Below are 20,962 nucleotides of genomic sequence, written 5' to 3' on the forward strand. Positions count from 1 at the left end.
GGTAAACCGGCCGTCGGGCAAATATTCAAACAAATGGCCCATGGATTATTGAACAGCAAGTATATCGGCTGGGGTTCATTTGCAAGAAGATTAAGGAGCAGAAAAGGTCCGGCAATAGCTATTAAAGCAACGGCCAGAAAACTGGCCGCTCAATACTGGCGTTTAATTGTAAAAGGAGCCGACTTTGTGGAAAAGGGGCTGCAAGCCTATGAAAATATCATTAAGGAACAGAAACAAAGGCGATTAGAGAAACTCGCCTTTGAATTAAATAGGGAACTTGTACCTGCTTAAATTATTATGTCATGGGTAGCCCGTCGAAGCATGGTGGGCAGGGCCTCTGCGCACGAGTCTTCGACAGGCTCAGACTGACAGGCCCTCTTTGTCATTTCACCTTCAGAGGCCTGCGGGTTTTTATACTCAGCATGACGATATGTGTTTTAACCTCCTTCTCCCATCATGAATTTTTCGTGTAGATAACATTATTTTTAATCTATCCCCTTGCTTTGCTGCATGATAAATTCACATCTTTACGTTGCCAAAAAACGGCGCAATCAAACCAATAAACAATAAAACAAACTCACCCTTACAAACAATGAAAAAGGTAATATTAGTAACAGGAGCATCTTCTGGTATTGGCTTAGCCTGTGCTAACGCCCTGCATGCCGCCGGCCATACGGTTTACGGCTCATCGCGCGATTTAAGCCGCATGACATCAGTTGCATTTAAACCTGTTCAACTTGATGTTACCGACGATGCTTCGGTAAAGGCAGCAATCGACACCATTATTAAGGCCGAAGGCAAAATCGACGTATTGGTGAACAATGCCGGCAATGGTGTAACCGGTCCGGCTTATGCTATGCCGGTTGAAAGCGCCAAGCAGCAGTTTGAAGTTAACTTTTTCGGTGTGATCCGTGTTAGTTCAGCGGTATTACCCGGCATGATCGAAAAAGGTCAGGGACTTATCGTCAATATTAGCTCATTGGCCGGCTTGTTCGGTTTGCCTTATCAGGGTATGTATAGCGCTTCAAAATATGCTATCGAAGGCTACTCACAAAGTTTAAGGATGGAACTGCGCAATACAGGCGTTAAAGTAACACTGCTTAACCCGGGTGACTTTAAATCGGATTTCAGCCAGAACCGCGCTAAGGTTAAATTTCCTATCAAAAATGATAAGCTTGAAACTGAATACAATGCCGCCGTTGCCGCTATGGAAAAAGACGAAAGCATTGCCCCAAGCCCTGAATCATTAGCTAAAAAGCTGGTTTCGATAGTAGCTTCGCCAAGCCCTAAACATCGTTATTTGGTTGGGCAGGTTGGCCAAACCATTGTGCCTACGCTTAAAGCTATATTGCCGGGCGGTTTGTTTGAGAAGTTGATGAATGACCATTACGGGATAAAGTAGTCCTGATAATATAAAAAAATGCCATCCTGATCGGGTGGCATTTTTCATTCAGATAAGATTTTGCTTTCGATAACGTCAAAGCTGAAAAGGAGGGATGTAAAAAAAGATCATTTTGTTCATCATTGCTCTGACAGGCCTGTGTTAATGTCTTGCTGATAAATAATATCGAAGCCCCAATAACCTTTTTTTATTGACAATGTAACGCTTTTATATTTCGTAACAGGGGCATCCCATGGATAAAATAGCTGCTTATCTAATCCCTTATAATTGATCACAACATTGGGCGAAAGCTTTCCTTGTCCAACCTGTGCCGATATCACGCCGAAAGTTTGTTGCGAGGTTTTGTTATCGGCACAATAATAATTTGTTGCCATAAAAATATACAGCGGAAGTCCTGCCGAGGCGTAGCCATAGAGCACAGAAAGCCATAACGCATTAGATACAGAGTAGCGTTTCCAGAATAAACGGATGTGTATTGTAAAGCTGATTATAGTAAATGCCGTCCATATTTCTAAGCAAGCAGACAGAGGTATAAACGTAAGTCTGAACAAACCGATTTCAGGAACTAACGCACACAATCCGGCAAAGAAGGCAAGAAATATAAAAAATCGGGTTCTTCGAGATAGTTTAGGTACAATTGGAGGCCCGTAGTAGTTTCTGATCATTTAAACAGAATATTAGCCATTTGCATATTTTGGGCAGCTTGTTTTTTAAAAATCTCCCCCAGTTTTGGAGGAGATTTGGAGGGCCTATTACGCCGTCAACTTTTTATATTTAATCCTTTTCGGAGCAACATCGCCTAAGCGTTTCTTCCGGTTTTCTTCATAATCAGAATAGTTGCCTTCAAAGAAGTAGACCTGAGAGTTACCTTCAAAAGCCAGGATGTGCGTACAAATACGGTCGAGGAACCAGCGGTCGTGGCTGATCACTACAGCACAGCCTCCAAAGTTCTCCAGTGCCTCTTCCAATGCACGTAGAGTGTTTACGTCGATATCGTTAGTAGGCTCATCCAGTAGCAATACGTTCGACCCTTTTTTGAGGGTGATAGATAAGTGCACACGGTTACGCTCGCCACCTGATAGTACACCTACTTTTTTCTGCTGATCGGCACCGTTAAAGTTAAACTTGGATACATATGCCCTTGAGTTAAGCGGGCGGTTACCCACCATAATAGTTTCCAAACCACCGGTTACGTTTTCCCAAACAGATTTGTTAGGGTCAAGATCATCATGCATCTGGTCAACATAACCTAAGGCTACGGTTTCACCCACACGGAAAGTACCGGCATCCGGCTGATCTTGCCCTGTGATTAAACGGAACAGTGTAGTTTTACCCGCGCCGTTAGGGCCAATGATGCCAACTATACCGGCAGGTGGCAAGGAGAAGCTCAGGTTATCGAACAATAATTTATCGCCGTATGATTTGCTTACGCCATTGGCCTCAATCACTACATTACCCAAACGCGGGCCCGGCGGAATGAACAGCTCCAGTTTTTCTTCGCGTTCTTTAGTTTCCTCAGATGCCAGTTTTTCGTAATTTCCTAAACGGGCTTTTGATTTGGCGTGGCGGCCTTTCGGGCCCATACGCACCCATTCCAGCTCGCGCTCCAGGGTTTTCTGACGTTTGCTTTCACTCTTTTCTTCCTGGGCCAAACGCTTGGCTTTTTGATCTAACCATGAGGAATAATTTCCTTTCCATGGGATACCTTCTCCACGGTCAAGCTCGAGGATCCAGCCGGCAACGTTATCAAGGAAATATCTGTCGTGCGTTACAGCTATAACAGTTCCTTTATATTGCTGTAAATGTTGTTCCAGCCAATCAATAGATTCGGCATCCAGGTGGTTGGTAGGCTCATCAAGCAACAATACATCCGGCTCCTTTAATAAAAGGCGACATAAAGCTACGCGGCGGCGCTCACCACCAGATAATACTGAGATTTTGGTATCCGGTTCAGGACAGCGAAGGGCATCCATGGCGCGTTCCAGTTTGCTATCCAGCTCCCATGCGTTTACCGCATCAATTTTATCCTGTAATTCGCCCTGGCGGTTCATGAGTTTTTCCATGGCATCGGCATCTTCATAATATTCCGGAAGACCGAATTTTTCGTTGATCTCTTCATACTCCTTTAGTAAGGCAGTAGTTTCAGAAACCCCTTCCTCAACTATTTCGCGCACGGTTTTTTCAGGGTCAAGTTCCGGTTCCTGGCTCAGGTAGCCAACGGTATAGCCCGGCGAAAACACCACTTCGCCTATATTGGTTTTATCAATCCCTGCAATAATTTTGAGCAATGACGATTTACCGGAGCCATTTAAGCCGATAACGCCAATTTTAGCGCCGTAAAAAAACGACAGGTATATGTTTTTTAATACTGTTTTTTGCGGGGGATAAACTTTGCTCACCCCGGCCATTGAAAAAATTATCTTTTCGTCTGCCATTATAATTGATCGATAAATAGAAATTCAAATATGGCTAAAATAGATGAAAAGGAGGCTTCAGATTAAATGATTAGGATTAGTAATTTTAAACTGATTTTTGAGTTATAATGTTAATTTAAATTTAATTGAACCTTAAGCAAAGAAGCACAACCATCACCGCGGGTTTCCCGTATATAAAGTTATATGACGATATCTGCTGGCTAATGCCTAATTGTCATGTTTATGACGAAATGCCTTAAAAGGTGGAAATGTTATTAAATATTTGAAATTTATTTAAACTTTTTTAAGATATTTATATCAAACAGGTGAGTTTCGTTCGTATATTGTAAAAAAAATGCTTGTTAGCGGGCTTTTCAGATAAAAACTGCCGATTGATACCAAACTTTGATACATTGCGTATCATAACAATGTCTGTTTCTGCAAAGCATTAAATGTTGGCAATATTGTTGATGAAAGTAAAACAGGCGTCGTAATTTGTAAAATCATAATTTATACATTAGGGCGTTCAATAATTAGAAAGGTATATATGGAAGCTAAATTTTCGCCGAGGGTAAAAGATGTTATTCAATATAGCAGGGAAGAGGCATTACGTCTTGGGCATGACTATATAGGTACTGAACATCTTTTGCTTGGGCTTATCCGCGATGGGGATGGTGTAGCAATTAAATTGCTGAAGGGATTGAACGTTGATACCGCAAAACTTCGCCGCGCCGTTGAGGATGCAGTAAAGGGAACTATTGGAACAAACGTACATATCGGCAGCATCCCGTTAACAAAACAGGCCGAGAAGGTATTGAAGATAACTTATCTGGAAGCCAAAATATTTAAAAGTGATGTGATTGGTACAGAGCACCTGCTGCTATCTATCCTTCGCGATGAGGACAACATCGCCTCACAAATACTGGTACAGTTTAATGTAAACTACGAGGTATTTAAGGGTGAAGTTGAATCACATAAAAACGATGTTACTGACGAAATGCCGGGATCACCTACAGGCGGTGATGATGACTTTAAAGAAGAAGAGTCATTCAGTCAGCCTAAAAAAGTATCTGACATTAAATCAAAAACACCGGTGCTTGATAACTTTGGCCGCGATTTAACCCGCGCCGCCGAAGATGGCAAGCTTGACCCTATTGTTGGTCGTGAAAAAGAGATCGAAAGGGTGTCGCAAATTCTATCGCGCCGTAAAAAGAACAACCCTATATTAATAGGTGAACCGGGTGTAGGTAAATCGGCCATTGCCGAAGGTCTTGCATTGCGCATTGTTCAGCGCAAAGTATCACGTGTATTGTTCAACAAGCGTGTAGTTACACTTGATTTAGCCTCATTGGTTGCCGGTACCAAATACCGTGGCCAGTTTGAAGAGCGTATGAAAGCGGTAATGAACGAACTGGAAAAATCACCTGATGTAATTTTATTTATTGACGAGATCCATACTATAGTAGGTGCTGGTGGTGCTTCAGGTTCGCTTGATGCATCGAACATGTTTAAACCGGCTTTGGCGAGGGGAGAGATACAATGCATTGGCGCAACCACTTTAGATGAATACCGCCAGTACATTGAAAAAGATGGTGCTTTGGACCGTCGTTTCCAAAAAGTAATGGTTGAGCCGGCTACGCCGACTGAAACTATCGAGATCCTGAACCGCATTAAGGATAAATATGAAGAGCACCACGGTGTTACTTATACTCCAGAAGCTATCAATGCTTGCGTTAACTTAACCACCCGTTACATCACCGACAGGTTTTTACCGGACAAGGCTATCGACGCGCTTGATGAAGCAGGTTCACGTGTTCACTTAACCAATATCCATGTGCCTCAAAACATTTTAGATATTGAGCAAAAGATCGAACAGATCAAGATCGAGAAAAATAAAGTTGTCCGCAGTCAGAAATACGAAGAAGCTGCCCAATTGCGTGATACTGAAAAGAATTTGTTAGTTGAGCTTGACCAGGCAAAAGCTGTTTGGGAAGCCGAAACAAAATCAAAACGTTACACTGTAACCGAAGATAATGTTGCTGAGGTAGTATCTATGATGACCGGCATCCCTGTACAACGTGTAGGCCAGGCCGACAGCCAGAAGCTGTTGCATATGAGCGATACTGTTGCCAGCAAGATCATTGGTCAGGATGAAGCTATCAAAAAGCTTACCCGCGCTATACAACGTACCCGTGCCGGTTTGAAAGATCCTAAAAAACCTATTGGTTCATTCATCTTCCTGGGCCCTACAGGTGTTGGTAAAACCGAACTTGCTAAAGAGCTTGCCCGTTTTATGTTCGACACTGAAGATGCCCTGATCCAGATTGACATGAGCGAGTACATGGAGAAATTCGCGGTATCTCGTTTAGTAGGTGCGCCTCCGGGTTATGTAGGTTATGAAGAAGGTGGACAGTTAACTGAAAAAGTACGCCGTAAACCTTATGCCGTAGTGTTATTGGATGAGATCGAAAAAGCTCACCCTGATGTATTCAATATCCTGTTACAGGTGTTGGATGAAGGTCAGTTGACCGATTCATTAGGCCGCAAGGTTGATTTCAGGAATACGATCATCATCATGACATCAAATATCGGTGCCCGCCAGTTGAAAGACTTTGGCCAGGGTGTAGGTTTCAGCACCAACGCTAAAACTTTACAGGCCGAAAGCCATTCACGTGGTGTTATTGAGAATGCATTGAAACGTGCATTTGCTCCTGAGTTCCTGAACCGTATTGATGATGTTATCGTATTTAACTCATTAGGTAAAGAAGAGATCTTCAAGATCATCGATATCGAGCTTGCTTATCTGTTTAGCCGTGTAAATGGCTTAGGTTTCAAAATTGAGCTTACCGATGCTGCAAAAGATTTCATTGCCGATAAAGGTTATGACTCGCAATTTGGTGCGAGGCCGCTTAAACGTGCCATCCAGAAATACCTGGAAGACCCAATTGCCGAAGAGATCCTTAAAGGTGAATTAGCCGAAGGTGACGTAATGGTAGTTGATTTTGATACCGAAACCAAGGAGATCAAAATTACCGACAGGAAAGGTGAAAGCAAAAAGCCAGAGCAGGAAGAGCAAAAGTAATTTTGCAGTACTGTGAGTAATATTAAAACCCCGTTTCTTTTGGAACGGGGTTTTTGTTTAAGGAGAGGTTTTAAATTGAAAAAAATGTCATTGCGAGGAGCGAGATGGGACAGAGCGCGGGGTGCAACGCGGCAATCGCATACTGTACAGAGCGGCTCTGCTCCTGTGCCATTGCCGCGCTATGCTCGCAACGGCATAATTTTGTCAGACTTACTTTTTATCTACCACCGGCTCATAATCAACCGGTAACATTTCGGCAACACGACTTATGCCCCAGTCACCTTCATAGATTACGGAATGAGGATTAGCTACAATACCATTGTTGTCAAAAAAGGCATATGGCTCATCGAAAGAAATAATAGTTGTGGCATTGTTAGGCATATTAAAAGCCTGTACGGTATTATCCGAAGGGGTTCGGCCTTTTTTAGTATACATAACATACAGGCAATCGGTAAATCCTATAGCAAATAAGCCGTCCTGGTCTGTTAGCTTGAAAAAGTCGGCCCTGTCTAAGGGTTTATTGACAAGACTTTGCAGGTATTTATTATTGAGGCCACCGTGGTAATTTGAATTGGGTTTACGGATCAGGCGCATCACAACAAAGTTTTCTTGTGTGAGACTATCTTTTATAGCCGACCGATAGAAATGCATATATGAACCAAGGTACGCTAATTGTCGTTCTTTACGCCATTTACGCTTTTGTTTTTCGGTTCCCTTCAGGTCTTCGAAGTTGGAGATTCCCTCATAATACAACATAGCTTTTGCCGGGTTGTAATTGAAGTTGGTCAATTTGTATCGGATCTTATAACCCAGTGCCTTGTTTTCAATCTCCAAAAAATCGTGAGAAGTAGCTTTTAAGATTCGGGTAGCTTCATCATAATCGAAGTCAAGCACATCTGAGTTCAGGGTTTTACATTTGGCGGCATTGTCTGAATAGCCTAAAAATTGCTGCCTGAAAATGGCATAGTATTTTTCACGGTTAGGATCAGGCCTGATCTTAACCTCATTTAGCTGAAAGGTTTTGGGGATAATGCTGATGGTACCGAAATTGACGTCGGCACTGCCCGTTTGCAAACTATAGGTGTAGGTTTCATAACCTACTATAGATATAATAAAATCATATTTGCCGGGCTTTACATTACTTAAAGTAAAAGTTCCGTCATCGGCCGTTTTATTGCCTACCTGGGCGTTGTTTAAAAATACACTTGCGTTGGGCACAGGTTTGGTATCGGTCATATTAATCACTTTGCCGGTAATTTTTATTTGGGCAAGGCAATATGTTGGTATCAGTAACAATAAAAGCAAAAAGGACTTATGCATAGCCAAAGTTAAACTAAGGTATTAGTTAATCAAAAGTGGCGAAAAAACATCAGGAAATAAGGTTCGAAATAAAATAATTTAAAAAACGTTTAAACCTTTGAACAATTTTTTGTTCAAACAGTTATATAACTAACGCAATACTTTATGAAAAAAATCTTGACTTTAATTTGCTGCACTATAGTACTTGCTGCAACATCGTGTAAAAAGGAATATGTAACTACCAGCCCGAGCGCTACCACTATTTTTGATACCACTCCAAATTTTGCGCTCGACAATAGTATTAACGGCTATACCACGACTTTAAATGTACCCGAAATTACTGACTACTATAATAATCACGGTGCTGTTTTGGTGTATTTGGAAGATAATGGTACCTATGAACAGCTACCGGACGTATATGGGGGGATAAGTTACAGGTTTGTATATCAAACAGGCAAGCTATACATTGATGCTCAAAATTCGGATGGAAGCGTACCCACAGGAGCAGGGATTCCCGGGCCATTAAAAGTGAAAATAGTATTGGTGCCGTAATCCAATCTAACTCAAAACAAAAAGGAGCCTTGCAAACGCAACGCTCCTTTTTGTTTAAGACCATTTGAAATTATTTCCCCATCTGGTCAATAACCGCCTGGGTTACGCCAGTGTAGGAAAAACCACCGTCATGGAAAAGATTTTGCATAGTAACCATTTTGGTTAAATCGCTAAACATGGTAACGCAGTAATCAGCGCACTGATCGGCATCGGCGTTACCCAGCGGGCTCATTTTTTCGGCAAACTCAATAAAGCCGTCGAAGCCTTTTACTCCCGAACCTGCGGTTGTACGGGTTGGCGACTGAGAGATGGTATTAACACGTACTTTTTTAGCCATGCCGTACTCATAACCAAAGTTACGAGCAATGCTTTCCAATACCGCTTTGTTATCTGCCATGTCATTATAACCAGGGAAGTAACGTTGAGCTGCGATGTAGCTTAATGCCAATACTGATCCCCATTCATTAATGGCATCATGTTTCATGGCAGCCTGCAAAATGCGGTGAAGACTTAATGCTGATATATCGAAACCTTTGTGGGTAAATTCGTAGTTGTTTTCAAAATAAGGGATGTTTTTGCGTACGTTAACGCTCATGCCTATTGAGTGCAGGATGAAGTCAACCTTGCCGCCAAAATGCTCCATGGTTTTGGTGAACAGGTTATTGATATCATCGCCATTGGTAACATCGGCACCAATAACCGGCGCGTTGCATTCTTCGGCCAGTTTATTGAGTTCGCCCATGCGTAAAGCAATAGGGGCATTTGATAATACAATTTCAGCACCTTCCTGTACGGCACGTTGTGCTACCTTCCAGGCTATTGATTGCTCATTTAGCGCACCGAAAATGATGCCTTTTTTACCTTTTAATAAATTATAAGCCATTTGTTAAGTTTTTATAATTGAAGCAAAGTTATAATTTTATTTCAGTTGCTGATTGGCTGTTTAAACTAACGGCCGTTATTGCCTGCTGCAAACTCAAAACTGCTAACTGAAGAGTAACTCTCTCGCATTTTGCAAAGCACTTTCGCCCGGCTTGTCCCCGCTTAGCATTTTGGCTATCTCCAATACGCGTTCATCGTTGTCCAATTGCTTGATCCGGGTAAAGGTAGCGGCTTCGCTATCATCTTTATAAACAAAATAATGGCTTTGTCCTTTGCTGGCGATTTGCGGCAGGTGGGTAATGGTGATTACCTGTAGGTTTTGCGCTAATCGCTCCATTATCTGCCCAACCTTATTGGCTACCTCGCCTGATACACCGGTGTCAATCTCATCAAAAATAATAGTAGGCAAGGCAGTGTATTGCGCCACAATAGATTTAATGCTCAGCATCAACCTCGAAAGCTCTCCACCGGATGCCACCTTGCTCATCTCAGCCAAAGCATGTCCCTTATTAGCCGAAAATAAAAATTTAATGTTATCAATCCCCGTAGCAGTAAGTAAGGGAGATTGCTCAGTAGCCCCCCCTTTAGGGGGCGGGGGGGGCGTTTGCTCAATGCTTAACATCGAGTTTCCCATCCCCATCTCGGCCAGTGTTGCCAATATTTGTTTCTCAATATCCGGGATAGCTTTTTTGCGGTTGACTGATAACTGTGTCGCCAGCTTTTCAAGTTCGGCTTTATCGGCGGCAATTTGTTTTTGCAGTTTTTCGATAGCTTCGTCACCAAAAAGGGCTTGCTGCACTTTGTCTGATAATTCTTCCTGAATCTGCAATAACTCGGCATTGGTGCTTACCCTGTGTTTTTTTTGCAGGTGATAGATCATGCTCAGGCGAGTGTTCACCTCTTCGGCACGAGCTTCATCAATAAAAGTATGCTGTTCAAGGGCGTCAATTTCAGCAGCTATATCTTTTAGTTCAATAACGACACTATTAATGCGCTGGTGCAGTTCAGCAACAGCAGGATTATATTTTTCTATCGAACCCAAAGCCTGTCCTGCCTCTTTTAGTTGCGTTAATGCAGCGGCTTCGCCGTCCCGTAAAAGGTAATTAGCGCCTAAAAGGTTGCGTTTTATTTCTTCGGCATTGTTGAGCGTGTTTAGTTCCAGTTCCAAATGTTCCTGTTCATCGGCAACCAATGCACCTTTTTCCAACTCGTCAAACTGAAACTGGAAATAATCCAGGTCGGCTTTTGCTTTATCGCTTTCGGCAATTAACTGGTTAAGCTTACTCAATGATTTTTTATAGGCTCGGAATTTTGTTTGATAATCAAACAGTAAATCTGAATGACGCGCAACCGAATCAACTACTAACAATTGAAAATCCGGGTCATTAATTTCCAATGTAGCGTGCTGCGAGTGGATATCTATCAGTTTTTCGCCCAACTGTTTCAGGGCTGAGAGGTTAACCGGGGTATCGTTCACAAAAGCACGAGATTTGCCATCGGCCGAGATCTCCCGGCGCAGCACGGTCTCCGTTTCGTAATCGAGATCGTTTTCTTCAAAGAAATCGGCCAAATGAAAGCCGCTGATTTTGAAAGTGCCCTCAATAACGCATTTTTTTTGCTGGTTAAAAAAGTACTTGCTTTCGGCCCGTTGTCCTAAAATAAGTGAAAGGGCACCCAATATGATCGATTTACCTGCACCGGTTTCGCCGGTTAATATGTTCAGGCCGCTATCAAAACCTATCTCCAGGTTATCGATAAGCGCGTAATTATTAATGGTTAGCTTTTGAAGCATAAAAAAAGTGTCCTCATTTTATTGAGGACACTAAATTACAAATTAAGGTTCTTTAAAAAAGATTTTTAATGCTAATTGCTAATTTATTTAGTCTTGATGGACTAAGTCAAAAGTCTTAAGCCCAAAGTTCAAAGTCGAAGCTGGACTTGAGACTTAAGACTCCAGGCTTAAGACTTCTGACAGAGTATCAATTTGTAGCGCTATCGGCTTTGATTTCCTCTTTATCGTCGGTGTCAAACTTATAATCAAAGTCTTTATCCATTTTATCGCGGTAAAGCTTCATTTTTTGTTTAAATGCCGGACTTTTCATATAGTCCCGCAGTTTTTTGCTGGCTTCTTTAAGCCGTTGTTGTGCCGCTCTAATTTCAGGGCTATCCTGGAAGCCGCGCATTTGCCGGCCAATGTCCCTCATATCCTCCTGTAGTTTTTTCATGTCGGGATTGTTGTAGGCCATCCTGATGCTATCGCCCATGGCCTGCATGCGGTTTCTTTTAGCAATGAACTCCGGCGAATCATAGCGGCTGCGGATTTTTTGGCCCAGGTTTTTCAACTGCTCTGTTTGCGCCTTCACATCAGCCGGGATCTTGCTTTGCAGTTCATCCTGATATTTTTTGTAGTTAGGGTCTCTATCGTCATTATAGCTATTATAGCCGCGGTTATGCGGAATGCCATACTTTTTCTCCAGCTCTTCGTTCATTTTTTTAAACTCAGGACTGCTGTAATAAGCACCGATCTTGCGGCCTATCTCACCCATCTGTTCACTGGTTTTTTTAGATTCGGATGTTTCGCCATATTCCTTTTGAAAATCTTCGCCCATTTTTTGCATTTCCAGCTTCATTTTTTCCATACCTTCAGTGTTATAATAGGCCTGCAGGGCTTTACTTTTAGCTTCAAGCATTTCCTGTTGCTTTTTGAAATCATTGCTGTTGTAGTATTTACCAATCAGCTCGCCTTGTTTGTTTACTTCAGCGCTGAGTTTTTCAAGCTCAGTATCGTTAAAACCGTCGTAGTTAAAAGAATCATGGCGTTGTTTGGCTTTAACTATTTCGGCCTGGGTTTTCTTTTTATAGGTTACAGGCTTTTTAGTTTTAGGAGCCACCTTGCGTATGGTATCTTCCACAAATAGAGCATGTAAGGCGACAGGCGCAGCAACTTTTTTAACTGTGAGCTTGCCATCTGTTATGGTGGGGTTTAGCCAGGCAATGCTGCTAACGCCGGCAGTCATTATAGCAATGGCCACAAGCAGGTGGCGGATATTGCCTATAGGTTTCTTTGTTTTCATGATGCGTTCAATTCTGTTTAATAAATGATATTTTTTGCCATTAGCAGCCAGGGCCAGTTGTAAATGCTGCTGCCTGGTTTGCTCAAGCTTCAAAAGCGCGTGTGCATAGATCAAGGGTTGCTGTGTTGTTTGCACAACAAGGTCATCGCAGCTGTTTTCGCGCTCCTGGTTAATGATTCGATTAATTAATTGGGCAAAGGGATTAAAGAATAACAGTATGGAAATAAATTGCTGCATCAGGTTCAGCAGGTAATCGTTACGTTTAATGTGCGATAGCTCGTGCAGTAAAATGGCTTCAACCTCGGTAGCCGATAAGTATGTAGTAAGGGTTATCGGCAACAAAATAATGGGGCTTAAAAAGCCTATCATACAAGGGGCATCAACCATACGGCTAAAGTTTACCCACACATTTTTAGTAATGCCCAGCTTTTGGCAAAGCGCATCGGCAAAGTCCTGCAGCCTGTCGGCGGGTACCATGGTACGTTTTATCAGGCTGATCCTTTGCCAGCTTAAGCTAACTTTAAGCAGGTTAAATACCAAACCAGCAAAGTAAAGGGCTGATATATAAGGCAGATAGCCTTTTATAACGTATTCGTAATAATTGCTTTGCGGTTTGAATGCTACTTCATGCAGCGGAAGGTAGAAACGTGGTAATAAAGATGGTGCATTGGCGGATGTATAATTGATCCACTCGTGCAGCCTGAACTGATGGATAAACGTGTATATAAACCAGGCGCTTATGGCAAGGATGGCGCCCATGGCCAAATTGTGCTTTTTAATGGCCGATAACTGCGGCCTGCAAATAAACACTAACCTTAAGGCAAACCATACTAACAAACCCTGCCATAACGATTGCAGAATAGTTACGCCCAACACCTGGCTTATATTATAGAATAAATTTTCCATCACGTTTATTTTTTATCCTGATCAAATTGATTCAAAAAATTTTTAATAGCGTCAATCTCGTCTTTTGATGCGCGGTGCTGGCCAAGCGCCTGGATCACCAAATCGGAAGTAGAGCCTTTAAATACAGTAGACAAGATTTTATCCAAAGCGTTGCTTTGGGCCTGCTCCATTGTGAATAAAGCCTTGTAAACATGGGTTTTTGAAGTGGTGTCGCGCTCAACCATTCCCTTATCATGCATAATCTGCATCAATTTTAAAGTAGTGGTGTAGCCGGCATCCTTGTTTTTAGCAAGCTCTTCATGAACCTCACGTACGGTGCACTGGCCCTTTTTCCAGATCACCTGTAAAATTTCAAGTTCGCTTTCTGTTGGTTTAATTTCCATCTGTCTCTCTATTACGAATTTCTTCGTACAAATATCTACGATAGATTTCGTATTTGCAAGTGGTTTTGAAATTATTTAACAAATTTTAACGGTTGGTGGGGGGGGAGTAATTGTCTGAATCAGAATTTTCAGGATTTAAGAATTTACAGAAGATGGTCTGAACAGACAAAATTCCCCCAAATCCCGGTTCAGGCAAAATCACTATCTTTTGGTTACTTTTGTACTCAATAGATTCGGAAAATAAAAACTCCGAAATCGAATATCTCAAATCCGACATCAAAAAAACATGCTGCAAATACAAGAAAACGTATCCCTCAAAAATTTTAACACCTTCGGTATTGATACCAGCGCCCGTTATTTTGTAGAGATAGCCCATGAAACCGAACTAACAGAACTGTTTGCCGACCCGCAGTGGCAGCAAACAGAGCGACTAATACTCGGTGGCGGCAGCAATATGCTTATGGTTGATGATTTTGACGGACTGGTTGTGCGCATGAACATCCGTGGTATTGAGCACCGCATCAGCCACAATGATGTTTATGTAGAAGCAGGTGGCGGAGAGGTATGGAACGATTTGGTGAATTATTGTGTTGATCACGGTTATGCTGGTGTCGAAAACCTGAGCCTGATCCCGGGTTCGGTAGGGGCATCGCCTATACAAAATATTGGCGCCTATGGCGTTGAGCTTAAAGATGTATTTCACAGTTGCCGCGCTTTTGAAATAGCGACAGGAACATTCAGAACTTTCAGCAAAGAGGATTGTAAATTTGGTTACCGCGAAAGCATTTTTAAAGCCGAACTGAAAGAACAGTATATTATAGTATCGGTAAAGTTCCACTTATCGCTGGTGGCAAGCATTAACACCAGGTATGGGGCCATTGAGCAAGAATTACAAAACAGGGGTATCTCAAACCCTACTATTAAAGATGTATCGCAGGTGGTGGCGCATATCCGGGTATCCAAACTCCCCGATCCGTCAACTATAGGAAACGCGGGCAGCTTCTTTAAAAACCCGGTGATCAGTGCCGAAGAATTTGCTGTAATGCAAGCTAAATTTCCTGATGTGGTAAACTATCCTGCTGCTGATGGCGGCGTAAAACTGGCTGCCGGATGGCTCATTGAACAATGTGGATGGAAAGGAAAAACCGTGGGTCACACAGGAACATGGAAGAACCAGGCCCTGGTTTTAGTGAACCATGGAGGCGCCACAGGGCAGGAAGTGTATAACTTTTCGTCGCAAATCATAGACAGTGTGTACACTAAATTTGGCGTTACACTACAACGGGAGGTTAATATTATTAGTTAAATAACTTTATTTAAAGTGAATTTTCATTTTTAATAAAATTTCTTCTGAATAACATTCCTGTTACAAATGTTCCCTAAATAAGTTTGATTTTCTGGTGTAAAAATTCATAACATTCTGTTTTTCAGTATTGTATTTGTTGCCAATGTGTGAAGAGTACACAATGGGTAAGTTTCAATACCGATGTTTAAATGTGGACTTTTTACTACACACTTTGGCTTAATGGCATCATGCTTGCCTAATTGTTAACACAAAACTTTAACAAAATGACAAAGATTGAGTTTAACACCCTTGTACTACGTCAGGCGACTTCTTTAAGATCATACGCTTTACATTTCACGCACGACGCAGACGATGCTAACGACCTTGTCCAGGATACAATGTTGAAGGCCATAACTTACTATAACAAGTTTAAGGAAGGCACCAATTTAAAAGGATGGTTATATACCATCATGAAAAACACATTCATCAACAACTATCGCCGTTTTGTTAAAATGAGCACTTTCGTTACCAAAAGTGATGAAATATCATCACCAAACCTGGTATTTAGTTCAACCAAAAATCAGGGCGAAGCCAAATTTGTTATGGATGATATTAAAAAAGCTTTAGACAGGCTGCCCGAAGATTATTATGTACCCTTCACCATGTACTTTGAAGGTCATAAATACCATGAAATTGCCGATCACCTGGACATTCCGATCGGTACGGTAAAAACCCGCATACACGTAGCACGCAAGCTGCTCAAGAAAAACCTTAAGGCATATGATAACGGAATCGCCAAACCCGTTTACGCAGAGAATTAATGTTCAATTAAACTCCATCATATATATAAATAGGAAACCCGCCCATGAGGCGGGTTTCTTGTTTTAGCCCAGGTTATTAACGGGCTTATGTTATCTTAAAAAAAGGTACAGCTGGCTGATAAAATATTTGCCGGGTGTTATATACCAGTACGCTGTTGAAAACGATATAAATAAAGTTTATAGCATAAAACAACGGTATACTCAATAAGATAAGTTCACCCGCGCCAAGGTTCAATATAGATGAGGGAATATGAAAAAAATCGTGGTTAAAAAGAACAATAGCTGTTAAAACGATAGCTAAACACCATGATATTTGAAAATTGATAAGCCGTTTACAAGGTTTATCTATATCTTTTATTTTTTTCCTGTTGGATAACCACAAGGCCAGTGGCAATGCTATTCCTAACATCGGGAATATAATGAAGCTTAGGGCTGATAAATTGAATTGTAGTAAGAAGTTTCTGCTATCATAATTCAAAATTCCTGCCGGCTCGAAAGGTAATTCTGTTAAATCTTCAGGGGTAATATTTAGCGCGGTTGCCAGTCTTTTAAGTGTATCGCCCCTTGCATCTGTTTCATCGTTTTCTATTCGTTGCACGGTTCTTAAACTTAGTTGGGCTTGTTCAGCCAATTCTTCCTGGCTTAATCCTTTACGGTTGCGCAATTCCTTAATCTTTTTTCCGGGGTTATAGGTTTTCATATTGATATATTTTGCTGAACAAAAGTATAACTCCCTAAAGATATTAACTGCCGACTTGTTTACGTCATGTTTACGACATCGCTGTTATTGCTAATACGCCAACTTCTTCATTGCCTCCTTCGCTACCACCTGCCCCGAGATAATTGCCGGCGGCACGCCAGGCCCCGGCACGGTAAGCTGCCCGGTATACAGCAGGTTGTTGATATGTTTTGGCCGTATGGCGGGTTTAAAAAAAGCGGTTTGGGCAAGTGTATTTGCCAACCCGTAAGCATTGCCTTTAAACGAATGATAATCGGCTGTAAAATCATTAAGCGCATAGCTTCTTTTCACCACGATCGAATCCCTGATATCGTGCCCGGTAATATGAGCAAACCTTTCCATCATCAGGTTAAAATATTTTTCGCGGATAGTTTCGTCATCGTTTAGTCCCGGGGCTATGGGCATCAGGAAAAACAGGTTCTCGCCGCCTTCCGGGGCAACCGTGCTATCGGTTTTTGAACTACAGCAAACATAAAACAGCGGATTGGTAGGCCATTGGGGCGCAGTATAGATCTCTTTGGCATGCAATTCAAAATCTTCGTCGAAAAATAGATTATGATGCTGTATGTCCGGCACTTTTTTATTAGTGCCGATATAGAACAATAAGCTCGATGGCGACATCGTCCGGTTATCCCAGTATTTAGTAGTATAATTACGATGTGGTTTCTCGATTAAATGCTGGTCAATATGTTCATAATCGGCCCCTGCAATTACCATATCGGCAGTGAATACGCCATTATTGGTTTGGATTTTATCAACCTGTTTACCCTGTATATTGATTTTTGTAACCTCTGTATTGAGCCTGATCTCAACTCCCAGTTCGATGGCCAGGCTTACCATAGCTTTTACTATTTCGTTCATGCCACCCATAGGGTACCAGGTGCCCAGGGCAAGGTCCGCATAGTTCATCATGCTATACATGGCCGGGGTATTTTGCGGGGTGGCTCCTAAAAATAACACGGGGAACTCCAGTAGTTTAATTAGTTTGGGGTTTTTAAAATATTTGCGTACATGGCTGCTCATACTGGTAAGCAGCTGCATGCTGAAGCTTTTTTTGATCAGGTTAAAGTCGATAAATTCGGTGATGGAATGGGAAGGGCGGAAGACATATTCACCCATGCCTACCTTATATTTATATGCCGCCTGGTTTAAAAAATTGCGTAATGCTTTACTGCTACCAGGTTCGGCTTGTTCAAACAGGGCTTCAAGCTCAACCATATCCGCGGGGACATCAAATATTTCGTTTTTGCTGTAATAAACACGGTAGCCGGGATCAAGCCTTTTTAGCCGATAATAATCGGAAGTTTTTTTGCCGAACAGTGCAAAAAAGTTTTCAAATACATCGGGCATCCAGTACCAGCTTGGCCCCATATCAAACCTAAAACCATCCTGCTCCCAAGCCCTGGCACGGCCGCCCGGCTGGTCGTTTTTTTCCAATATGGTCACTTTATAGCCTTCTTTAGCCAAAACACAGGCCGCCGATAAACCAGCAAAGCCCGAACCGATAACAATAATACGCTTGCTGCTCATGTTTAATGTGAAGCCTAAGATAAGCAAATTGTTTTAGGCCTATAAAAAACAATACCGCTTTGAATTTGTACTTTTGAAAAAATGACCACGCGAGTGCCGATGATGAGCCTGTACGATGAAACTTGTTTTGAATGCAGTAAACTGATAACTAAAAAATATAGCACTTCCTTTAGCCTGGGCATTAAAACTTTTGATAAAAGTTTTCGTTATCCCATTTATGCCATCTACGGCTTTGTACGCTACGCCGATGAAATTGTAGATACCTTTCATGGGTATAACCAGCAGCAACTGATCAGCAGGTTTGAGGAAGAGACTTTCAAGGCTATCAGAGAAAGGATCAGCACTAATCCCGTAATTCATTCTTTTCAACAGGTAGTTAACCGGTTTGAGATCGATCATGAATTGATCAGGGCTTTTCTGAGATCAATGGAAATGGACCTGGATAACAAAGCTTATGATAAGGACAGCTACCAAACTTATATCTATGGTTCGGCAGAGGTTATCGGCATGATATGCCTGCGTGTTTTTACCAATGATGATACCCTTTACCAGGCTCTTGTACCCAAGGCACGAAGCCTGGGTGCCGCTTTCCAAAAGATCAATTTTTTACGGGATGTTAAGGCAGATTATACAGAACGCGGGCGCACATACTTTCCGGGGATCGATTTCAATAATTTTACCGAGCGGGATAAGCTTGCCATTGAGGCGGAAATTAAACACGATTTTGACGAAGCATTTGAGGGAATAAAATGCCTGCCGGCTGGCACCAGGCTTGGGGTTTATATTGCCTATATTTACTACCTGCAGTTGTTTAAAAAAATAAGTTACACTCCTGCAAAAGTAATACTACAAAAACGTATCAGGATTTCTGATGCGCGTAAAATGAGTTTGTACATCAAAGCTGTTCTGCAGCAAAAGTTAAATGTTATTTAATGTTAAAGAAGATCTTTTTTATAGCCAGTATATTGGTAGTAGTATTCGGGTTGCGAATGGCTAAAGCCGAGGAACCCAATCTGAAAATGCTGCGTAAGCAAATGCTCATTGCTATTGATAAAAGCAAAACCACCGATTCGTTGTATAATAATCTTAATGGTATCAAAGAAAAGAGTGGTATTGTCAATGGTTTCATAGGCGGCCTGCTTGCCTTAAAAGCGAAACATGCCTGGAACCCATATTTAAAATTGAAATATCTTAACAGATCGGAAAAGGTATTTAAGCAGGCATTAATTGACGATCCGCATAATATCGAGATCAGGTTCATGCGCTTTTCTGTTGAACACAACGTGCCTTCCATTTTAGGTTTTAATAAAGACCTCGCGGCGGATACCGACGATATCATAGCCCAACTGGGTAAAAAGAATTATGGCTCGGCCGATAAGGAATTGACCATCCAGATTATCAAATTCCTTCTTCATTCAAAAAGATGTACTCCTGCCCAAAGCCAGGCGCTCAATAAACACTTAACCGAACTTACGTGAGATACACCTATTTACTGATCAACCTGCTAACGGTATTTTTTCCCGTTGTGCTTTCGTTTGATAAAAGGGTGCGGTTTTACAAAAGTTGGAAATTTATATGGCCCGGCATGGCCGTTACTGGTTTGTTTTTTTTGTTTTGGGATGTGCTTTTTACCGTCAGGGGTGTTTGGTCGTTCAATTCGGCATACATCATTGGCGTTAAGTTTTTTGGTTTGCCTTTAGAGGAAATACTATTCTTTTTAACGGTACCGTTTGCCTGTATATTTATTTACGCCTGCCTTAATCACTATGTTAAATGGCTGATGCCTTTCAGGCTTACCGGTATTATAAGCAGTATGGTAATATTACTGAGTATCCTGATGCTGATATTTTATCACGACCGGCTTTATACCGCGGTTACGTTTGGCTTATTGCTACTGCTTGTGGTGTTGATTCAATACGTTTTTAAGGCCGATTGGGTTAATCGTTATTACCTGGCTTATATTGTAGCACTTTTACCATTTTATATAGTAAACGGCATATTAACCTCTGTCCCAATAGTGTTGTACAACAATGCCGAAAACCTGGGAAAGCGGGTTGGCACTATCCCATTTGAGGATCATTTTTACCTGATGGCTTTACTGCTCATGAACATCGGGTTCTTTGAATATTTTAAACAACAGAGGTTAAGCCGATGAGTGAGTTGCCGACATATACCAAATCACAGCTGGCTTTACGCAACGGTCAGGATAAACCCCGGATCTGGGTTGCCTATAAAGGTGATATTTATGATGTAACTGAAAGCCGATTATGGCGAAACGGGAAACATTATGAGCACTGGGCCGGACAGGATTTGACAGATGAACTTGCCGACGCACCACATACCGAAACCGTATTTGAGAGATTTGTAAAGGTAGGTCGCCTCATCACCCCCGCCCTCTCCATTGGGGAAGAAGACAAGGACTGATATGCTTTTTAAACAAAATGTTCTAAACCATTTTTGAATAATTTTTGAAGTGTGACGCCCTTTTTCTGTCACTCCTGAGTCATTTAGTGCAGTGATTGATGAGCTATATTCTGTAATAAACCATGTAAATATATTGTTACGTGGCCATTTCTCGCCGAAAAGTATGAAA

Annotated in this window: 18 protein-coding genes and 1 pseudogene; 10 read left to right on the top strand and 9 right to left on the bottom strand. The window is 41.8% G+C overall.

Annotated elements, in window-relative coordinates:
• Together ABIC84_RS16680 and ABIC84_RS16685 are read left to right on the top strand one after the other, a co-directional pair.
• Nucleotides 1–291: pseudogene (locus ABIC84_RS16680) on the top strand (hypothetical protein); the annotation flags it as partial.
• Nucleotides 292–592: 301 nt separating this feature from the next.
• The gene (locus ABIC84_RS16685) at nt 593–1,402 is read left to right on the top strand and encodes an SDR family oxidoreductase (protein ID WP_429264296.1); all 810 of its coding nucleotides are present in this window, start codon (nt 593–595) and stop codon (nt 1,400–1,402) included.
• Nucleotides 1,403–1,521: 119 nt separating this feature from the next.
• Here the strand turns inward: ABIC84_RS16685 and ABIC84_RS16690 are convergent, their stop codons facing one another.
• Both ABIC84_RS16690 and ettA read right to left on the bottom strand, forming a co-directional pair.
• Nucleotides 1,522–2,067 (bottom strand): hypothetical protein, encoded by a 546-nt coding sequence (locus tag ABIC84_RS16690; RefSeq protein WP_429264297.1) that lies wholly within the window; start codon nt 2,065–2,067, stop codon nt 1,522–1,524.
• Nucleotides 2,068–2,154: 87 nt separating this feature from the next.
• Nucleotides 2,155–3,837, bottom strand: coding sequence for an energy-dependent translational throttle protein EttA (gene ettA / locus ABIC84_RS16695; protein WP_090528750.1), 1,683 nt, complete (start codon nt 3,835–3,837; stop codon nt 2,155–2,157).
• Between the two features lie 526 nt (nt 3,838–4,363).
• Between ettA and ABIC84_RS16700 the strand changes: the two genes are divergently transcribed.
• Entirely contained in the window at nt 4,364–6,898 is a 2,535-nt protein-coding gene (locus tag ABIC84_RS16700) for an ATP-dependent Clp protease ATP-binding subunit (RefSeq protein ID WP_129569047.1), read from the top strand.
• 210 nt (nt 6,899–7,108) lie between these two features.
• On the opposite strand, the gene ABIC84_RS16705 is transcribed toward ABIC84_RS16700, so the two are convergent.
• Nucleotides 7,109–8,218, bottom strand: coding sequence for a carboxypeptidase-like regulatory domain-containing protein (locus tag ABIC84_RS16705; protein WP_429264298.1), 1,110 nt, complete (start codon nt 8,216–8,218; stop codon nt 7,109–7,111).
• Between the two features lie 144 nt (nt 8,219–8,362).
• On the opposite strand from ABIC84_RS16705, the gene ABIC84_RS16710 reads away from it, so the two are divergent.
• Entirely contained in the window at nt 8,363–8,749 is a 387-nt protein-coding gene (locus ABIC84_RS16710; RefSeq protein WP_426585088.1) for a hypothetical protein, read from the top strand.
• 70 nt (nt 8,750–8,819) lie between these two features.
• Here ABIC84_RS16710 and ABIC84_RS16715 read toward each other — a convergent pair whose 3' ends face one another.
• From ABIC84_RS16715 to ABIC84_RS16730, 4 genes are all read right to left on the bottom strand, one after another.
• Nucleotides 8,820–9,632 carry an enoyl-ACP reductase FabI gene (locus ABIC84_RS16715; RefSeq protein WP_129569045.1) on the bottom strand — a complete coding sequence of 271 codons (813 nt, stop codon included), beginning with the start codon at nt 9,630–9,632 and terminating at the stop codon, nt 8,820–8,822.
• A gap of 102 nt (nt 9,633–9,734) precedes the next feature.
• The gene (gene recN, locus ABIC84_RS16720; RefSeq protein WP_429264299.1) at nt 9,735–11,423 is read right to left on the bottom strand and encodes a DNA repair protein RecN; all 1,689 of its coding nucleotides are present in this window, start codon (nt 11,421–11,423) and stop codon (nt 9,735–9,737) included.
• A 187-nt stretch (nt 11,424–11,610) separates the two neighbouring features.
• Complete coding sequence (locus tag ABIC84_RS16725) at nt 11,611–13,611, bottom strand: M56 family metallopeptidase (protein ID WP_429264300.1); 2,001 nt, start codon at nt 13,609–13,611, stop codon at nt 11,611–11,613.
• A gap of 5 nt (nt 13,612–13,616) precedes the next feature.
• Nucleotides 13,617–13,994, bottom strand: coding sequence for a BlaI/MecI/CopY family transcriptional regulator (locus ABIC84_RS16730; RefSeq protein ID WP_091165901.1), 378 nt, complete (start codon nt 13,992–13,994; stop codon nt 13,617–13,619).
• A gap of 259 nt (nt 13,995–14,253) precedes the next feature.
• On the opposite strand from ABIC84_RS16730, the gene murB reads away from it, so the two are divergent.
• The gene (gene murB / locus ABIC84_RS16735) at nt 14,254–15,300 is read left to right on the top strand and encodes a UDP-N-acetylmuramate dehydrogenase (RefSeq protein ID WP_429264383.1); all 1,047 of its coding nucleotides are present in this window, start codon (nt 14,254–14,256) and stop codon (nt 15,298–15,300) included.
• A gap of 263 nt (nt 15,301–15,563) precedes the next feature.
• Entirely contained in the window at nt 15,564–16,100 is a 537-nt protein-coding gene (locus ABIC84_RS16740) for an RNA polymerase sigma factor (protein WP_090528721.1), read from the top strand.
• 85 nt (nt 16,101–16,185) lie between these two features.
• Here the strand turns inward: ABIC84_RS16740 and ABIC84_RS16745 are convergent, their stop codons facing one another.
• Together ABIC84_RS16745 and ABIC84_RS16750 are read right to left on the bottom strand one after the other, a co-directional pair.
• Nucleotides 16,186–16,800 (bottom strand): helix-turn-helix domain-containing protein, encoded by a 615-nt coding sequence (locus ABIC84_RS16745; protein ID WP_429264301.1) that lies wholly within the window; start codon nt 16,798–16,800, stop codon nt 16,186–16,188.
• A 90-nt stretch (nt 16,801–16,890) separates the two neighbouring features.
• Entirely contained in the window at nt 16,891–18,369 is a 1,479-nt protein-coding gene (locus tag ABIC84_RS16750; protein WP_429264302.1) for a phytoene desaturase family protein, read from the bottom strand.
• A gap of 81 nt (nt 18,370–18,450) precedes the next feature.
• On the opposite strand from ABIC84_RS16750, the gene ABIC84_RS16755 reads away from it, so the two are divergent.
• Genes ABIC84_RS16755 through ABIC84_RS16770 form a run of 4 tightly spaced genes read left to right on the top strand, consistent with a single transcriptional unit; the run spans nt 18,451 to nt 20,793 of the window.
• Nucleotides 18,451–19,302 (top strand): phytoene/squalene synthase family protein, encoded by an 852-nt coding sequence (locus tag ABIC84_RS16755; protein ID WP_429264303.1) that lies wholly within the window; start codon nt 18,451–18,453, stop codon nt 19,300–19,302.
• Nucleotides 19,302–19,847, top strand: a complete 546-nt coding sequence (locus ABIC84_RS16760; protein WP_429264304.1) for a hypothetical protein — start codon at nt 19,302–19,304, stop codon at nt 19,845–19,847. Before ABIC84_RS16755 ends, ABIC84_RS16760 begins: the two co-directional genes overlap by 1 nt.
• Nucleotides 19,844–20,524, top strand: coding sequence for a lycopene cyclase domain-containing protein (locus ABIC84_RS16765; protein ID WP_090528706.1), 681 nt, complete (start codon nt 19,844–19,846; stop codon nt 20,522–20,524). Before ABIC84_RS16760 ends, ABIC84_RS16765 begins: the two co-directional genes overlap by 4 nt.
• Nucleotides 20,521–20,793 (top strand): cytochrome b5 domain-containing protein, encoded by a 273-nt coding sequence (locus tag ABIC84_RS16770; protein ID WP_429264305.1) that lies wholly within the window; start codon nt 20,521–20,523, stop codon nt 20,791–20,793. The genes ABIC84_RS16765 and ABIC84_RS16770 overlap by 4 nt, the downstream gene beginning before the upstream one ends.
• Nucleotides 20,794–20,962: the final 169 nt, after the last annotated feature.

The sequence above is a fragment of the Mucilaginibacter sp. 3215 genome (genome assembly GCF_050433785.1).
In the GTDB taxonomy this organism is placed as follows: Bacteria; Bacteroidota; Bacteroidia; order Sphingobacteriales; family Sphingobacteriaceae; genus Mucilaginibacter.

What these genes read in the sequence shown, in the direction of transcription:
- ABIC84_RS16730 (WP_091165901.1), bottom strand. Translation starts at nt 13,994, where the DNA reads ATGGAAATTAAACCAACAGAAAGCGAACTTGAAATTTTACAGGTGATC.
- ABIC84_RS16710 (WP_426585088.1), top strand. Translation starts at nt 8,363, where the DNA reads ATGAAAAAAATCTTGACTTTAATTTGCTGCACTATAGTACTTGCTGCA.
- ABIC84_RS16770 (WP_429264305.1), top strand. Translation starts at nt 20,521, where the DNA reads ATGAGTGAGTTGCCGACATATACCAAATCACAGCTGGCTTTACGCAAC.
- ABIC84_RS16725 (WP_429264300.1), bottom strand. Translation starts at nt 13,611, where the DNA reads ATGGAAAATTTATTCTATAATATAAGCCAGGTGTTGGGCGTAACTATT.
- ABIC84_RS16705 (WP_429264298.1), bottom strand. Translation starts at nt 8,218, where the DNA reads ATGCATAAGTCCTTTTTGCTTTTATTGTTACTGATACCAACATATTGC.
- ABIC84_RS16750 (WP_429264302.1), bottom strand. Translation starts at nt 18,369, where the DNA reads ATGAGCAGCAAGCGTATTATTGTTATCGGTTCGGGCTTTGCTGGTTTA.
- ABIC84_RS16715 (WP_129569045.1), bottom strand. Translation starts at nt 9,632, where the DNA reads ATGGCTTATAATTTATTAAAAGGTAAAAAAGGCATCATTTTCGGTGCG.
- ABIC84_RS16755 (WP_429264303.1), top strand. Translation starts at nt 18,451, where the DNA reads ATGACCACGCGAGTGCCGATGATGAGCCTGTACGATGAAACTTGTTTT.
- ABIC84_RS16700 (WP_129569047.1), top strand. Translation starts at nt 4,364, where the DNA reads ATGGAAGCTAAATTTTCGCCGAGGGTAAAAGATGTTATTCAATATAGC.
- recN (WP_429264299.1), bottom strand. Translation starts at nt 11,423, where the DNA reads ATGCTTCAAAAGCTAACCATTAATAATTACGCGCTTATCGATAACCTG.
- ettA (WP_090528750.1), bottom strand. Translation starts at nt 3,837, where the DNA reads ATGGCAGACGAAAAGATAATTTTTTCAATGGCCGGGGTGAGCAAAGTT.
- ABIC84_RS16690 (WP_429264297.1), bottom strand. Translation starts at nt 2,067, where the DNA reads ATGATCAGAAACTACTACGGGCCTCCAATTGTACCTAAACTATCTCGA.
- ABIC84_RS16760 (WP_429264304.1), top strand. Translation starts at nt 19,302, where the DNA reads ATGTTAAAGAAGATCTTTTTTATAGCCAGTATATTGGTAGTAGTATTC.
- ABIC84_RS16745 (WP_429264301.1), bottom strand. Translation starts at nt 16,800, where the DNA reads ATGAAAACCTATAACCCCGGAAAAAAGATTAAGGAATTGCGCAACCGT.
- ABIC84_RS16685 (WP_429264296.1), top strand. Translation starts at nt 593, where the DNA reads ATGAAAAAGGTAATATTAGTAACAGGAGCATCTTCTGGTATTGGCTTA.
- ABIC84_RS16740 (WP_090528721.1), top strand. Translation starts at nt 15,564, where the DNA reads ATGACAAAGATTGAGTTTAACACCCTTGTACTACGTCAGGCGACTTCT.